Origin of the sequence: Neolewinella antarctica, assembly GCF_011927835.1 — a bacterium.
Lineage (GTDB): Bacteria > Bacteroidota > Bacteroidia > Chitinophagales > Saprospiraceae > Neolewinella > Neolewinella antarctica.
The window spans coordinates 335,662-352,103 of sequence record NZ_JAATJH010000005.1; the positions used below are offsets into that span (position 1 = coordinate 335,662).

Annotated in this window: 10 protein-coding genes; 7 read left to right on the forward strand and 3 right to left on the reverse strand. The window is 49.9% G+C overall.

The annotated features are described in order from the left end of the window. Positions 1-218: 218 nt before the first annotated feature. From GGR27_RS15430 to GGR27_RS15445, 4 genes are all read left to right on the forward strand, one after another. Positions 219-3,608 (forward strand): VPS10 domain-containing protein, encoded by a 3,390-nt coding sequence (locus GGR27_RS15430; protein WP_245184689.1) that lies wholly within the window; start codon positions 219-221, stop codon positions 3,606-3,608. Between the two features lie 310 nt (positions 3,609-3,918). Beyond that, positions 3,919-5,250 carry an ATP-binding protein gene (locus GGR27_RS15435; protein ID WP_168038914.1) on the forward strand — a complete coding sequence of 444 codons (1,332 nt, stop codon included), beginning with the start codon at positions 3,919-3,921 and terminating at the stop codon, positions 5,248-5,250. Further along, complete coding sequence (locus tag GGR27_RS15440) at positions 5,247-7,796, forward strand: AAA-like domain-containing protein (RefSeq protein ID WP_168038916.1); 2,550 nt, start codon at positions 5,247-5,249, stop codon at positions 7,794-7,796. Before GGR27_RS15435 ends, GGR27_RS15440 begins: the two co-directional genes overlap by 4 nt. A gap of 625 nt (positions 7,797-8,421) precedes the next feature. Then, positions 8,422-8,943: a hypothetical protein gene (locus tag GGR27_RS15445; protein ID WP_168038918.1), complete on the forward strand. Its 522-nt coding sequence runs from the start codon at positions 8,422-8,424 to the stop codon at positions 8,941-8,943. A 260-nt stretch (positions 8,944-9,203) separates the two neighbouring features. Here GGR27_RS15445 and GGR27_RS15450 read toward each other — a convergent pair whose 3' ends face one another. Beyond that, on the reverse strand, positions 9,204-10,454 hold the full coding sequence (locus GGR27_RS15450; RefSeq protein ID WP_168038920.1) for an ATP-binding protein: 1,251 nt from the start codon (positions 10,452-10,454) through the stop codon (positions 9,204-9,206). A 299-nt stretch (positions 10,455-10,753) separates the two neighbouring features. Here GGR27_RS15450 and GGR27_RS15455 point away from each other — a divergent pair, with 299 nt between their 5' ends. Next, positions 10,754-11,656, forward strand: a complete 903-nt coding sequence (locus GGR27_RS15455) for a metallophosphoesterase (RefSeq protein WP_168038922.1) — start codon at positions 10,754-10,756, stop codon at positions 11,654-11,656. A gap of 202 nt (positions 11,657-11,858) precedes the next feature. Here the strand turns inward: GGR27_RS15455 and GGR27_RS15460 are convergent, their stop codons facing one another. Both GGR27_RS15460 and GGR27_RS15465 read right to left on the reverse strand, forming a co-directional pair. Next, positions 11,859-12,956: a nuclear transport factor 2 family protein gene (locus GGR27_RS15460; RefSeq protein WP_209037956.1), complete on the reverse strand. Its 1,098-nt coding sequence runs from the start codon at positions 12,954-12,956 to the stop codon at positions 11,859-11,861. Between the two features lie 82 nt (positions 12,957-13,038). Continuing rightward, positions 13,039-14,292, reverse strand: coding sequence for a helix-turn-helix domain-containing protein (locus GGR27_RS15465; protein WP_209037957.1), 1,254 nt, complete (start codon positions 14,290-14,292; stop codon positions 13,039-13,041). An 86-nt stretch (positions 14,293-14,378) separates the two neighbouring features. On the opposite strand from GGR27_RS15465, the gene GGR27_RS15470 reads away from it, so the two are divergent. Both GGR27_RS15470 and GGR27_RS15475 read left to right on the forward strand, forming a co-directional pair. Then, complete coding sequence (locus tag GGR27_RS15470; RefSeq protein WP_168038926.1) at positions 14,379-15,383, forward strand: Gfo/Idh/MocA family protein; 1,005 nt, start codon at positions 14,379-14,381, stop codon at positions 15,381-15,383. Positions 15,384-15,599: 216 nt separating this feature from the next. Further along, entirely contained in the window at positions 15,600-16,361 is a 762-nt protein-coding gene (locus GGR27_RS15475) for a bestrophin-like domain (RefSeq protein WP_168038928.1), read from the forward strand. Positions 16,362-16,442: the final 81 nt, after the last annotated feature.

Genomic DNA, 16,442 nt, shown 5'->3' on the forward strand with positions numbered 1-16,442 from the left:
TGAACCTCATTTATCCACACTCCCCTTTATTGGTATGTTCAAGACTGATTTCAACGTTCACCGAAGGTAGTAATCAGCACTAAATCATACGTAAATCGAAATAAGATTTGCCGCCTCCTTACTGAAATCTAATTGGTAGACGATGGCTTAAACGCTTAAACACCAATATTTTTCCACATCGCCGTACCTTTCTACTACCAAAAAAGCACCTCTCCACTATGATGCTCCGCCACCTCCCCCTGCTCCTACTATTCTTCCTCTGCACCAGCGCCAGCGCCCAGCTGAACGCCCAGCTTAACCCCGACCACTGGCAAGCCCTAGCCCCCCGCAACATCGGCCCCGCCGGCATGTCCGGCCGCGTAACCGCCATCGACGTGCACCCCCGGGACCGCGATAATATCTACGTCGGCACGGCCAGCGGCGGCCTCTGGCAGAGCAAGAACGGCGGCACGAGCTTCACCCCGATCTTCGATGATAACCGCTACCTCAGCATCGGCGCCGTGTCCGTGTCCGACGCTAACCCGAGCATCATCTGGGCCGGCACCGGCGAGGGCAACCCACGGAACTCAGCCAACTACGGCGGCGGCATTTATAAGTCGCTCGACGGCGGCGCGACCTGGAAACACATGGGCCTCGAAAAGACGCGCCACATCCACCGCGTGCTGCCCCACCCGACCGACCCGGACGTCGCCTACGTCGGCGCGATGGGCAACATGTGGGCCCCGAACGAGGAACGCGGCGTGTACAAAACCACCGACGGCGGCGTGACCTGGGACCGCGTGCTGTACGTCAACGAAGGCACCGGCATCGCTGAAATGGTCATGGACCCGAGCAACCCCGACAAGCTCATCGCCGCAACCTGGACCTTCGACCGCGACCCCGATTATTTCAACTCCGGCGGCACCGGCTCCGGCATCTGGGTGAGCCACGACGGCGGCGACAACTGGGAACGGCGCACGGCCAAAAGCGGCCTCCCCAAAGGTGACCTCGGCCGCATCGGACTGGCCATCGCGGCCAGCTCGCCGAACATCGTTTACGCCCTCGTGGAAGCGAAAGTGAACGGGCTGTACAAATCCACCGACGGCGGCGCGACCTTCAAACTCGTCAGCACCGAAGACATCGGTAACCGGCCGTTTTACTACGCCGAACTCTACGTCGACCCTAAGAACGAGAACCGGATCTACAACGTGTTTACCTACGTCTCCAAATCCGAGGACGGCGGCAAATCCTTCCGCCAGATCGCCGACTACGGCAACGGCGTCCACCCCGACCACCACGCGCTGTGGATCGACCCGAACGACCCGGAATACGTCATCGACGGCAACGACGGCGGCCTCAACTTCAGCAGCGATGGCGGCGAAACCTGGCGCTTCGCGGCCAACCTGCCCCTCGCCCAGTTCTACCACATCAACTACGACATGAGCTTCCCCTACCTCGTCGGCGGCGGGATGCAGGACAACGGCTCGTGGGTCGGCCCCAGCCAGGGCCTCCACTCCGGCGGCATCACCGACGCGGACTGGCAGGAAGTCAACTTCGGCGACGGCTTCGACCTCGTCTTCAAGCCCGGCGACGCCAACACTGTCTACGCGGCCAGCCAGGGCGGCTACGTCAACCGCATCAACCGGCGGACGGGTAGCAACAAATCCATCCGGCCGATCCACCCCGACGGCACCTTCCTGCGCTTCAACTGGAACGCGCCGATCGCGCAGGGCGACCAGGACCCGTGCAGCTTTTACATGGGCAGCCAGTTCGTCCACAAATCCACCGACTGCGGCGACAATTGGGAAATTATCTCGCCCGATCTGACGACAAATGATACGACGCTGCAACGCTCCATGCGCTCCGGCGGCCTGACGATCGACGCGACGCAGGCGGAAAACCACACGACCTTATTAGTCATCGAGCCGAACCACAAATCGGGTTCCAGCCGGCAGGCGCTGTGGACCGGCTCCGACGACGGGCGGCTACACCTGAGTAAGGACGACGGCGCTACCTGGGAAGAACTCACGAGCCGCCTCCCCGGCTTCACCGCGCGCAGCTGGATTCCCTACATCGAGGCCAGCGAGCACGACGAGGCGGAGGCCTTTGTGGTCGTCAACGACTACCGCCGCGGCGACGTCGCCCCCTACGTTTACCACACGGATAATTTCGGCCAGTCGTTCACCCGCCTGGTTGATGAAGATGATGTGACCGGTCACGTCCTTTGCATCGTGCAGGACCCGGTCGAGCCAAATCTACTCTTTCTCGGCACCGACCAGGGACTGTGGATCAGCTACAATAAAGGACAGGACTGGACGCATCACACGGCAGGTTTTCCCGCCGTCCAGGTAGCCGACCTCAAGATCCACCCCCGCGAGTACGACCTCATTATCGGCACTTTCGGCCGCGCCGCCTGGATTCTCGATGACATCCGCCCGTTCCGGGAAATTGCCAAGTCCAACAACACGATGCTGCGCGATTCCTTCGCCGTTTTCCCCGCGCCGGACGCCTACGACTGGAGCCGCCGCAGCTACCAGGGCACGCGTTTTTACGCGCAGGGCCAGTACCAGGGCGAGGACCGTCCGGGCGGCGCGATGCTCACCTACTGGGTGTTGCCGCAGAAAGATTCTACGGAGTTGGCGCAGGAGTTGGCGCGGCCGCTGGTGCAGGGTAATTTAGAAAAAGGCAAGGTTCGTAAGGCGAAAACCCCGAGCGTCGCCACAACCGACACGACTGACAACACCGCCCGCATGCTCCGCTACACCGCCCGCCCCCAGGGCATCAGCGAAGACATGCCCGGCCGCGAAAACGCCCGCTTCGGTCTCCGCGAAAACCCCGACGCCAGCACGGACGGCAGCGGTAATCCCAATCCGATCGACGGGCCGAAGCAGAAGGTGAAAGTCCAGGTGGTCGATCCGCAGTCCGGCGACACCATCCGCACCTACAAGATCACCCCGACGTGGGGCATGAACCGCACCGGCTGGAACCTCCGCGCCGACGGCGTGCCCTACCCCAGCCGCACCGAACGTAAAAAAGACGCCGACCTCCCGAGCGGTAACGTTGTCGCCCCCGGCGTCTACGAAGTCGTCATGACCTACGGCGAGCAAACCGGCAAAACGATGCTGACCGTCAAGGCGGACCCCCGCGAACCGGCCACCGACCAGACCGACCTACGCGGTAAGGCCATGCGCACCGAACTAGATTCCACCGTCGTCCGCCTCGACCGCGCCTGGACGCAGTTGCAGGACGCCGGCAAATCTCTCAAAACGGTCGAAACCCTCCTGAAGGACGCCCCCGCCGACTTGGGCGACGGCACGAGCAAAGATTCCCTGACGGCCGACATCAAAACCCTCCGCAAACAAATTGCGGACCTGGAAGAAGTCTACACCGAACCGGAAGACCAGAAGGGCATCCAGCGGGTGCCGACGAACGTGCAGGCGATGCTTTACACCGCGAGGTCTTACGTCAGTGACGTGGACGGTGCACCTTCGCAGATGGCTACGTTGGCTTTGGCGCAGGCGCAAAGTGCTAGTCGGGACTTTATTCGGCGGGTGGAGGTGTTTATGAGTGGGGAGTTTGCTGGGTTTCGGGGGGTGGTTGAGGGGGTTGGGTTTAGTTTGTTTCGTTAGGTTTGGGTTGCTTCGTCATTTAAACCAATTTTTGTGCTCAAACGATTTTGAAAACTCAGTACAATGACTATCCGAAGCCACTGTAGAGTTGCAGCTAACAATTAAAAATATTGGTTTAATTTCCGGCAAAATTAGAAGTAAGATAATTTGATGCCGGGTTTGGTGTCTTGATCAAAGTTTATCCTCCCTGAACTCTTGCTATCTAAAAGATTTTTTGGTGTGGCTGGTTCTCATTATAATAGTTTGATAGAGATTTATTCTAGTTAAACGTAGCACATAAATCCATTTAAAAAACTCTAGATTTACCGTGATGAAAGATTGGCATGATTTTAAACAGCAAAATGGAGGAATTGAAGGTGCTAGGGCTGCATTTGAAGTTGCATGTGAAAACCTTTTTAGAAATATTTATAGTGAGAAGAATGTTCAGCAAGTAGAGGTGAAAAGAGGAGATGGGGGGATAGACATATTTGTTGGAAAAATAGGTGTAGAACCAATAACCGTCATTCAATGTAAATTTTTCCTATATGAGTTTGGAGATGCTCAGAAAAATCAGATTAGAAGTTCATTCAAAAAGGTTATTGAGAGTGAAAAATTCGAAATTAAAAAATGGATATTGTGTTCGCCTTTTATTCTTGATTTAGACTCAAATATTTGGTGGAGTAATTGGGTGAAGAAACAGTCGGATTTGTATCCTGCTCTCTCAAATAAAATCCAGTATAGGAATGGGAATGAACTAATTGCTCTTTTTGAGAGATACAATCTTTATAGTTCTATATTTAAAGAGCATGATTCACTTGCAATACACAAAACGCTAGATATACTATCTTCGATAACACATTCATCTGATTCGCCTGATGGAATTTCCGAGTTAATTGATCTTCAAGCGGTATTATTCTATCGCTACATTCCTGAATACGAAAAATACTACTTAAATAGAGAGTTGGATGATCTATTTAAAACGTCACTGAAACACGCCAATTGCTGGATTTATGGCAGTTCAGGCGTTGGTAAAACAGCGTTAATACATAGGAATCTACTCATTACGTCTTCAAAGTTTTATTATTTTGACTTCGGCGCTGTTACAATCACATCAGCTGATGTGTTTTTAACTGAACTTTCATGGTTGATCAGCGATATAGCCGGCGTTTCATTAGATAAGTCAAACAACAAAATTCGTGCAATTTGTAAAATGATTTCTCAGGTAAATGTAGATGTCTCTGTCATCGTAATTGATGAGATTTCGATTAATCATGAACTTTTCCATTCGATAGCTGAAACTATATTGCAAATAACGGCATATCAAAAAAACATGCAGGTGGATAGTAAGAAATTACGCTTTGTCATTTCAACTATAGATAGCCCCCAAAAATATATTGGACCACTACGTAGTAAAGCAAGTAGCCTTTTCCGTTTCATTAAGTTAAATGAGTGGAAAGAAGATCTAGGGAAATTGGCTTTGATATTATTGTTGAATTTAAAATTGTCATTTACCAAATTAGAAATAGAAACTATAACTAAATCATCAGAAGGTAACCCGAGATTGTTGAAAAACATATTTATGAATTGTTATTTGAAAAATGCTCAGTATGCTAAATTTAATGTAGGTTTGTGTATAGAGAAAGCAAAATCTGAATTTGTATGAAGAAGTTGATAAAGTATACAATTCTACCTCAAGATTTGTATGTGGATAGAGAAGCTGACCGACAGTTAAAAAGAATTGTAAATGAAATGCAACGCCCTGGGTACGTTCTCGTGGCACGGCAAATGGGTAAAACCAATTTGCTTTTTAACGCAAAGAGAAATCTCGAGACGACTGACGTAAGGTTTGTATATATTGACATGTCTAATATGTTCAATAGTCAATTAGATTGCTATAGAAATATCATAGATTTGATTGTAGAATCCCAATTTGAAGGTTCAATTACTGTTGATACGCAAATAATAAAAATAAGAAAACTAAGTTCTCCACCACATATTGAATATACTAAATGTTTGAGATTCTTGTTGAAGGAATTTAGTGGTAAACTAGTGTTAGTTTTAGATGAGATTGATGCGTTGAAAAGTGTATCATATTCCGATCATGTCTTTGCTCAAATCAGAAGTAATTATTTTGCTAGAGTAAATTATCCCGAATTCGAAAGATTAACGTACTTGCTGTCAGGAGTTATTGAACCGATTGACCTAATAAAGGATAAAAACAAGTCGCCATTTAATATTGGTGAAAAGATTTACTTAGATGACTTCACTCTATCAGAGCATGAAGAGTTTGTAAGAAAATCAATGTTAGATATTAATCATGAAATTTCTCTTTTCATTTTTGAACAAACTGGAGGCAATCCAAGATTGACATTTGATATTTTATCAGAGTTAGAAGATAAGATAATAGAAGGTCAGAATATATTCATAGAAGATGTTGAGAAAGTTATTAAGAAAAAGTATTTAACTAATTTTGATGTTGCACCTGTAGACCACATTAGAGAGTTAGTTCAGGATAATAAGATGGCTCGTAAGGCTGTTAGGAAACTTCAATCAGGAATCAATAATATATCTGATGAAGAATGGAAAAAACTCTATTTATTTGGGATAGTCGGAGCAAAGAAAACCTCTAAAGTAATTATAAAAAACAGAATTATTTCTGATTCATTAACTCTTGAATGGATAAATTCCGTAGATAATTTGATAGGTGATCTTTTTGCTGAAGGATACGGTAGCTTTTCAAATAAAAGATTCGAAGATGCCATTGAAATTTTTACAAGATATTTAAGTGAAACAGATATAATTAGTAATAGCAACAAAGATATTGCCAATTTTACTATTGGAAGATCTTATTATAATCTAGGAAAGTTTGAGTTAGCATCTGAAAAATTTAAAGAGCCTTTTAGTACAAAACCTCTCGATAAGGAGGCAAGAATGTTTCAAGGTCTTGCCATGATGGCTAGCGGACAGTCTAGTATTGGTGCTGAAATTATTGAAACTGAATTAAAGACTGCTCATCCAGGGTATACACATAATCTAGCTAAAATTAACTTAGCATATTTTTACTCAGATGTAGATAGCATCAAGACTGAAAGGATAGTTGATTCTCTTTTAAAAGATTTATCTTCTGAGATCGATGATGGAGAAAACGGTATTGATTATTTTTTGACTGCTTCTAGATATTTGAAAGCAGCAACCTTAGTAGAAAAGGATGAAATTAACGGCGCATTAGAATTAATACTGCTGGCAATGAATTCATCGGCAGTTGAATATATGCCCGAGATATTACGTTATAAGACTGAATTGGATGGTGATTCAAGTGGTGATGATATTCTACGAGCTAAGAATCTTATAATTGACAATAGCCTAAATTTTGAATCTAGTGGACAGAAATATCTTGGATTTAATGAATTTATATTACTCAATATACTCTATACTTTACATAAGTTAAGATTGTATGATGATCGAGATGAACTCGTGTCTTACGCAGTAGAAAAATTATACACTGGACGTTCTGAGTGGGAGATACTTGCTATTGTTGGCAAGGTTGTAAAGAAGAAACATGACTTGGCACTTTACACAAAGTACGTTATTGACAAAAAAATAATTACAGTTAATTCAGAACATATTGGCATTATTCGAGTATTGTTGATGAATTCTGATGATAAAGTTTTTAATTATTTAGATTACTTTAATACTTTCGTTAGTCTGATAAGTAGTGATGTTAGTATATTTGTTGCCAGTGATATTAAGATTATGGGTATTGGTAATGGATATGAATATCAAGAATCAAATTTCTTAAGGCTAATATCGAATGTCGAAATTTTTGAAAAGTGTATTGGTTATGTACCGCTTGACAAGATACATGAAACATTCTTAGTTTATTATTGGAAAGCATATGGGTTATATGCTATTAACCTAGAAAAAGAAGCCAAATTGGCTGCTAACAGGTGTATATCCATTATAGAAGAATATAGAGACCTTGCTATAAGCCTTATTACTAAGGAAGGTTTAGAAAGTGTTAGGCGACAGATGTACCAGATCATAGGAAAAACTATAAACTCAAAACCTGTTCTCCAAGGAAAGAAAATCCAAAGAAACACTGTAGTCAAAGTGGAGTATATTAATGGGGATATTAAATTAGTTAAGTTCAAAAAAATAGAAAAAGATTATAGGAATGGACAATGTAAAATATTAGAAATAAATAAATGAGAAATGTAAATACTGAGGTGAATACGATGACACTTCGATTAAGTCGAGATGTATCAGCCAATGTGTTAATATGTTAAAACACTTCCCTTTATTGTTCCAACTAACCTCGAATATCAGTGCCTCTTGAACTAGATGGTTTTCTCCTTCAACCGAAGACCGTCAGTTCATATGTAACTGATTGAATCGGTTCTATAATTTCAGTCTGTATTTTGGTTTGCAATACTTTGCGAAATGTAGTAAGTTGTTATTACACGAAATTATCTGCTAAATAAAATAAATTAGACGATAGGTTACATTCCAGACGGGAGGTGAACTAGTTGCCTCACCTTCAACTACTCCACCCACCCACCCCCCCCAACTACATTCGCCTCCCAGCTCCATATACGATTATAGACTATAAAGTATAATTCTCCCTCACTTTCCTGCTGAAAATTATCCTGCGAGCGAGTTTTAATAAAATCTCCTAGTTGTTTGGCTGTTCGCACTGGGCCTTAGCAGCAGCTTTCGTGAGAGTGATTACTTACATCTCACTCACTTATTCAGTAGATTGATGTATATTCGTGCTATTGAAAATGGCATCTCGTATGCCTACACACGCTATGTGACATCTAAAAAAGACGAGATAATGAAATATGCAATTATGTTAGGCTCTAATATGTTTATTGGTACAGATGGAGTTTTTACAGTAGAAATTAATGGAACTTTAAAGGAATTCTTTAAAGTTCGAGAAATATTTCGGGAAAGGTCATACGGTTCATTCTTAGTAGTCGATTGTGATATTAAAGATATTGATAATAAAAGGGAAGTAAAGCTTTTTAAAAGTAAGCCAGTTGCGGCTGATGAGAATATTCAGTTTGGTTTCAATGAAAAAGAGATAAGTGCTACACGACCAGATGGAAGTGTAATTATTAAAATTGAACAGCTTAAAGATGATGATTCTACTCTGCCAAAATCTGGACCAATCCGAGAACAGCTTAAAGAAAACCCAGTGGACGCTATTTTGAGAATAACCGGAAATTTTTATGCTGGTGATTTTGAGGTAAATATTGATAATGAAAGTATGAAGATAGATGATGCAACTGTTAATGGAAATTTAAGCATCGGAACCGGTGGAATGCAAATTACTCGACAGGGATTTTCTATGTAAATGATAACACATAGTAATTGAGCAGACAATATTGAAGTTACATAGTGTGATTTTCTCTCCAGATTCTTTCAGAAAGAGAGACGAGGGAGAATGCTACCATAACATGGTCCAACTACTTCCCATCAGTAGTGGAATGAGGACTCTAATTACATCAACACTATCTTAACCCAACTCCCCCGCACCCGCGACCGCGCAAAACTACCAGCACACGACTGCTAACACACAGCTTCTTGGGGAAGAAAACCCTCAACCCAATCACACTAATAAAAAAACCCAAACAACCAAAGCGGAATCCGGTGACCAGCCGCCGTAGCCGCCGCATCCACCACGGTAAAGCACCCCGGCCCAGTCCCAATCTGATCGGCAGTTTTATTGGGGCCACCAATTTCAAAAACGTAGGCTTCGCCCTGATAGCGATAAATAAAATCTCCTTTTTTCGGTAGCCGTATCTCCGGAGGAAAGGCAAGTTTTCGGCGAACGAGGTAGCTGAGTTGATTGTAGAAAAAAGTTTCCCTGATCGCGCCCACCTCAGCTCGCTGTGGGGACAGGGCGTAGATTAAATTAGGATTATCGAGATAAATTTTATCCGGTTTGGAGAGTGGAGTGATGCCCTTTCCGTCCGCGCGCAATTGGTGGATAACGTTGGCGCGTTCCAGTAGATTCAGGTATTCGATCAGTGTATTTCGGTCGATCCCGATCCGCTGGGCAATTTTTGAGATATTGGGCTTAAAGGGGACGGAGCTGGCAACGGCCTGAAGTAGCCGGCCCAGTTTGTTGGCGTCGGCCGTGCGTAAGGCGCCGACCGATCCAATGTCTTGCGATAAGACTAACTGGATGGTTTGATTTACCTGGTCGTAGTAACCGTATTCATCCTCCAGCACGAAACCGTAATAGCCGTTTTTTAAATACTGCTCGAAGTAGGGCAGCGGGGTAAAACCATCTTTTAGGTAAGGTTCCATAGCGGCCTGTGGTGCACGTAGCAGGTCCGTAAAATCCAGTGGCTCCAGGTTGAAACCGTGCTTCAGGACCAGGTATTCCCGGAAAGAAAGCCCCGGAAGATGATAGTAATGTATCCGCCGACTTAGGTCCGCCCCCGCGTCCAGCAACTGTAGGATGGAAGACCCGGAGATGACGACGGAAAGATTTGCTCGGTGAAAGTCGTACAGTAGCTTAACCGCCGCCGCCCAGTTTTCGCCGGGGTAGCGATGAACTTCGTCGAGAAATAAATACTTCCCACCGCGTTCTTTGTACCACTCCGCGAAATCTACCAGACTGTATTCCTGAAATAACAAGTCGCCCAAGTCAAGGTAGAGTGCTTCGCTTGGCGGTAGCGCTAACTGGATCAGCCGCTGTGCGAGTAGCGTTGTCTTGCCCACGCCACGGGGGCCGAGAATGGCGATTAGCTTACTGTTCCAGTTCACTTCCGCAGCAAGGGAACGCGTAAAAGAACGGGGCGTAGCGGCTAATAAAGCGCGGTGACGAGCAGCGAATTTCAGAAATGCTGATTCCATTCAGCAAAAGTAGGTCAATTTTGCTGAATGAGATCAGCAAAATGGGTTTAGTGTTTCATGATGTGGAAATAGAAAGTCTCAGTGGCGCAGGTGAGATGGGAGGCCAACTATCTCATCACGCCGTCCAGCGAAAGAATCAGCCGAGCCGGACCCTACGGGATTAGTCGGGTGATGTTCAAAACTGACGCTATAAGTGGTTTTGAGCAGTTGGTATCAATATCCTTCCTTAACTTTTCCTCAGTAATCGCACCAATTTCTGGCCAACATGCTCTTAATTGAGGAAGAATAAGCAACCATCCATGCAAGACCTAATCGGCGACATCCACGGCCACGCCACCCACCTCAAAGCCCTACTCGCCAAACTCGGCTACGCGCACGACGGCCACGCCTACCGCCACCCCGAGCGCACCGTCGTTTTCCTCGGCGACTACATCGACCGCGGGCCGGAGAACCCGGAAGTCCTGCGGATCGTCCGCGAAATGACGGAGGCCGGCACCGCCGTGGCGCTGATGGGCAACCACGAGTTTAACGCCCTCGCCTTCAACACGCGACTGAAAACCGGCGGCTACCTCCGGCCCCACTTAATCAAAAACATCAAGCAGCACGCGGAAACCTTGATGCAATTCCAGAACCGCCAGGCGGAATACTTCAAGCACATCGAATGGATGAAAACCCTCCCGCTGTGCTACGAAACGGAACATTTCCGGGCCGTCCACGCCAGCTGGCACCAGCCCAGTATGGACCACCTCCGCCACACTTTGGTAAACAACAGGCTAACGGAAGCGGCGTTACTCGCTACCGCCGATGAGTTCGGCCCGACCAACGACGCCATTGAAAAAGTCCTGAAGGGCTTGGAACTACCGCTTCCGGCCGGTACTTCCTTCCTCGACAAGGACGGCACCGAGCGCCACCACATCCGCTACCGGTGGTGGGAAAACCCGGTGGGCGCTACTTACACGCAGTTGGGCATTCACCCGGATGAAGGGTTGCGGGAGGTGCTTTATGCCGGTCCGGATAGTGTACATTACGGGGAAGCGGAAAAGCCGGTTTTCTTTGGGCACTACTGGCTGAAGGGGGTGCCGGAGGTTATCCGGGGGAATATTTGCTGTTTGGATTTTAGTGTGGCTAAGGGTGGGTATCTGGCTGGGTATCGGTTTGATGGGGAGAAAAAATTGGTAGCGGAGAATTTGGTTTGGGTTTGAGAAGAACGGCTGGTACGGACTAAGTGTACGTAGGCGCGGCCGCGGGTGCAAGGTTTTGGGGTGCGGTGCGCGGTGTAAATTCGGCACTCCGTTGACTAAGCCTTTTCACGACTTTCACCTGACCAGCAATCCGTACCCGAGAAACTCCTCGCGAGCGCGTTCGCTCAATTCAGTAACGGGGGGGCAATTACCACATTATGTGCTACTCCTCCCCCAACAACCGCACTAGCTCCCTGCCCACCAACCCCGCCGAAGCCGGGTTCTGCCCCGTCACCAGCCGCCCGTCCACCACCATATTTTCCGCGTAGTTCTCCTTACCGGTAAATATAGCACCCCGCTCCCGCAACACCGTTTCCAGCAAGAACGGTACGACCTGTTCCACCCGGCCCCCCAATTCTTCACTATCCGTAAACGACGTCAGGCGCTTGCCGTCCACCAGGTAGGAACCGTCGGACAGCGTGACGTTGACGAGCCCCGCCGGACCGTGACAAACGCCCGCGACCAAGCCATCATTCTCGTAGATGGTCCGTACGAAGCTTTGCAGCTCGGCGTTGTCCGGGAAATCCCACATGGTGCCGCTACCGCCAACGAAGTAGATCGCGGCGTATCCCTCGGGGTCGATCGCGGCCGGGGTAGCGGCGTGCTGCAGGGCGTACCACGCGCTGGCGTTCTGAACGAACCACAGGTTAAGGGGATCATTCAGATCCGCCCCGTACAGGAATGGGCTTCCACCCCGCGGACTGGCGAAATCCACCGAATACCCGGCGTCGTGGAGGGGTTTGTAGGCGTGGGAAATCTCGCCGAGGTGCGCACCCGTTTTACGACCGGTGTCGCCCAGCTTTTCGTGGCTGGTAACGACGAAGAGTACGCGTTTGGGGTTCGTTTGCCGACCGGCCGCCGACTTTACCGCCACGATCCATTGTCCGTCGAGCTTAAGCAAGTTGAGGTAATCGGCAAACTGGAAGCCGGGATACTGGATCTCTACGTGGGCCATTGCGGCCGCTCCGGCGTAATCGACTTTGATGATCCGGCCCATGCAGTCTTGCTGCTTACCGGGCGTCACGCCGTCGATGTAATCACCGATCGGCCAGGCGTACAGCGTGTCTTCTTTGACGATGCGGATGTCGGCGTTCGGGTGAAAGGTCTCGCGGAGGAGTTCCGGCTTGCCGAGATTACGGCCGTCGATGTATTTCTGAACGGCGACGCGGATGGCTACTTCCTCTTCCGAATACGGGAGATCCTGGGCGGCGAGGGTGGTGGTGCAAAACAGTAGCGTAAGGAGAAAAAAGTAAAAGCGCATTGCGGGGAGGGTTTTGGTGTAGCAATGCTCAAAAGTGCCCCCGTGGGCTGATCTGGCCTACCGAGATCGCGATCCCGGCGGACTAGATCGCGATGTCGGCCGCTTTTTGGTAGGATTTGGCCGTTTGCCCCGTAAATTCTCGAAAGTAACTATTGAAGGAAGACAAGCTGTTGAAGCCGCTGTCGTAGGCGATGGCAGATATTTTGTGGTCCGCCCGGTTGGGGTCCAGCAGTAATTTTTGCGCCTCCGCCACCCGGGCCCGGGCGATGTAGCGGGAGTAATTCTCTCCAGTCGCTTGGTTGATGAGGCGCGACAGGTCTTTGCCAGGCGTGCCCAGCCGTCCGCCCAGTTTGGCCAGCGTGAGGTCGGGTTCCAGGTGGGGGCGGGCGGTGGTCATGTAGTCCGTGAGCTTGGCCATACCCGCCGCGAGTTCCGCCGCGCCCAGCTGCACGCCAACGGGTTTGATGGGCTCGTCCGTGGCGATCGGACGGTTGTTCCGGCGGAAAAACCAGTGCAGAACGGATACGTACAGCAGAAAAGTGAAGGAGAGCGCTCCGGTGATGTAGGACGTGTAACTGGCCGTCTCGTAGGCAACGTAAACCACCAGCGTGCCGCCGACGATGTTGAGTAGCCAGACTTGATCGCCGGTAAGTTTGCCGTGTTCTTCCCACGCCGCCTTCAGGACGGGCCGCAGCCGCCACAAACTAAGCAGGATGTACCCCAGCCAAACCTTATAGATCGCCTCGACGATCCACCCCCAGTTCAGGTTTGGGCCGCCGTAAGGGTAAGCAAAACCCAGCACGGCGAGGGCGACGGCCCAGGGCGCAACGTGCAGGTACCAGCGCCGGTTAGCGACCTCCCCCGACGCGGTCGTCATGCTGCGCACGTACAGGTACAGAAAGGGGCCGATCAGGCAGCAAGCGATGAGGCCGGTGGTGATGAAAAGTGAAAACAGTCCGCCGTTGAAGTACAGAAAGACCGATTTAATGATCCGAATACTCAGCATCAGTAGCAGTCCGCCGAGGAAATAATCGGAGCGCCTTTTCTCCCCGCGCTTCAGCAGGAACCACGCGCTGAGCGCGAATCCGTTCAGGGCTCCGAGCGCGGAAAACAGGAAGATGAACTGCTGCTCGATGGTCATTGGCCAGCTAAGGTTGTTGGTGAGGTTCAAAGATAGGGGCGTCCCGATTGCTATCGGGATGGGTGCCAAGCTCAGGGATTGCGGAGCGCGGTGTAAATTAGGTGCTTCGTCGCTCACCCGGTTCACTTCACCGTATTTTACCGCCAATAACATAGGCCATGCCTCCCTCCCAAGACTCCAGAGGAGTCCAACCATAAACCAAGGGTGCAACCCTGGACCTAGTACCCACCCAAAACCAAAGGTTACTCCACTAACCCAGCACCCGCGACCGCGCCGCCCCCATGCAAAAACCCATACCCAACAAACCTCTACGCTGGGGAATAATAGGCTGCGGAAACGTAACCGAAACAAAATCCGGCCCCGCCTACCAAAAAACGCCCGGCTTCCAACTAAGCGCCGTCATGCGCCGCGACGCGGAAAAGCTGGCCGACTACGCTCGCCGCCACAATATCCCAAAAACGTGCACGGACGCCCAGGCGCTAATCGACGACCCCGAGATCGACGCCATCTACATCGCCACCCCGCCGGATGCGCACAAGGAATACGGCCTCCGAGTCGCCGCCGCCGGCAAACCCTGCTGCATCGAAAAACCATTGGCGCCGTGTTACGCAGATTCGAAAGCAATCGTGGAAGCCTTCGCCACCGCCAACGTACCGCTCTTCGTAGCTTACTACCGACGAACGCTGCCACGCTTCGAACAGATAAAAACCTGGCTGCAAGAAGGTGCCATCGGCGAAGTACGCCACCTCAACTGGCAATTCTGCCGCCCCCCGAGCGCCACCGATCTTGCTCGCGAAGACAACTGGCGAACCGACGCCAAAGTCGCTCCCGGCGGCTACTTCGACGACCTGGCCAGCCACGGCCTTGACCTCTTCACCCACTACCTCGGAAACATAACTGACGTCCACGGTTTTGCCGTGAACCAACAGGGTTTGTACGGTGCCAAAGACGCTCTTTCCGCCACCTGGCTCCACGCAAGCGGCGCAACGGGCGCGGCCAGCTGGAACTTCGGTAGTTGGCAATCAATGGACCGGGTAGAAATTTTTGGCAGTAGTGGAACCATCGAATTCTCCGTTTTCGCCGACGGACCGGTTAAACTTACCACCGATGACCGGCAGGCAGCTTTGAATATTGACCACCCGCCGCACGTTCAGTTGCCCCACGTAGAAAGCATGGCGCGGCACCTTTTTGAAGCGGAATTTGAGCATCCGTCGCTGGGGGCAAGTGCACTGCACACCAGCTGGGTAATGGACCAGATCTTGGATCAAGTAGCTAAGCTTACGTAGAGGGGTTTTCCCTAGTCGCAAAAAGAGTAGAACACACAAGACACAAAATAGAACATAAGCATAAAATAGAGTGCGCACGCTGATTTTTACTAGCTTTTACTTTTGTGCTTTTCCCTTCCTTTTGTGCTTTATGTGTTAAAAATCAATCAGAGACAACTGAAGTAACCCACCAAAAACCAAGTCCCCCAATTCCAGGTTAGGCCACAAACCCATTCCATGTTTCAGTTCAACAGCCTGGTCATCGCCGGCTTTCTCTTCCTGCTGATCGTCATCGCCAACGAAGTCGGGCTACGGATCGGGGAGTATTTCGAAGGCAAGTCGGACGAAGACATCAAGTCACAAACCACCGCCATCCAGGGGGGCATCATCGGCCTGTTGGCCCTGGTGCTGGGCTTTTCTTTCAACATGTCATTGCAGCGCTACGACAGCCGGGCCGGCGCCGAAGTGGCCGAAGCCAACGCCATCGGCACCGCCGTTTTACGAACCGATTTACTGCCCGCGCCCTACTCCACCCGCGCCCAGGAACAACTCGACGAATACATCGCCCTGCGGCTGGAAATCAACGACACCGACCTGACGCAGTTAGACGTGCGCAAACAACTCAACAACCGCACGTCCGACCTACAAAATCGCATTTGGAACACCGGGATGGACGCTGCGGAGCGGGAGCCCAACCCGGTAAAAACGGGCTACTACGTCCAGGCCATCAACGACATGATCGACGCCCAGGGCGCACGCAACGACGTGCTTTCTCGCCACATCCCGCCGGCGATTTTTTACCTGCTGTTCGTCATCTTCGTCGCAACGGCCGGCCTCATCGGCTATTCCAGCGGCCTGGGGCGCAAGACGTCCCGCGCACCTGCGCTCATCCTCGGCCTGCTGATTTCCATGATGGTTTTCATCATCCTCGACCTCGACCGCCCGCGCCGGGGCATGATCGAAGTGAAGCAGGATAGTATGGAGGCGTTGGTGAAGTAGTCGCTGTTAAGGGCGCTGTCGCGGGTGCCGGGTAAGAACGTAAGCATCAGGGTTAAGAGGTTTACCCCGTTAAGACCAGCA

Excerpts from the sequence above, each read along its gene's own strand:
- GGR27_RS15430 (WP_245184689.1), top strand. The coding sequence starts at position 219 with ATGATGCTCCGCCACCTCCCCCTGCTCCTACTATTCTTCCTCTGCACC.
- GGR27_RS15435 (WP_168038914.1), top strand. The coding sequence starts at position 3,919 with ATGAAAGATTGGCATGATTTTAAACAGCAAAATGGAGGAATTGAAGGT.
- GGR27_RS15440 (WP_168038916.1), top strand. The coding sequence starts at position 5,247 with ATGAAGAAGTTGATAAAGTATACAATTCTACCTCAAGATTTGTATGTG.
- GGR27_RS15445 (WP_168038918.1), top strand. The coding sequence starts at position 8,422 with ATGAAATATGCAATTATGTTAGGCTCTAATATGTTTATTGGTACAGAT.
- GGR27_RS15450 (WP_168038920.1), bottom strand. The coding sequence starts at position 10,454 with ATGGAATCAGCATTTCTGAAATTCGCTGCTCGTCACCGCGCTTTATTA.
- GGR27_RS15455 (WP_168038922.1), top strand. The coding sequence starts at position 10,754 with ATGCAAGACCTAATCGGCGACATCCACGGCCACGCCACCCACCTCAAA.
- GGR27_RS15460 (WP_209037956.1), bottom strand. The coding sequence starts at position 12,956 with ATGCGCTTTTACTTTTTTCTCCTTACGCTACTGTTTTGCACCACCACC.
- GGR27_RS15465 (WP_209037957.1), bottom strand. The coding sequence starts at position 14,292 with ATGGTTGGACTCCTCTGGAGTCTTGGGAGGGAGGCATGGCCTATGTTA.
- GGR27_RS15470 (WP_168038926.1), top strand. The coding sequence starts at position 14,379 with ATGCAAAAACCCATACCCAACAAACCTCTACGCTGGGGAATAATAGGC.
- GGR27_RS15475 (WP_168038928.1), top strand. The coding sequence starts at position 15,600 with ATGTTTCAGTTCAACAGCCTGGTCATCGCCGGCTTTCTCTTCCTGCTG.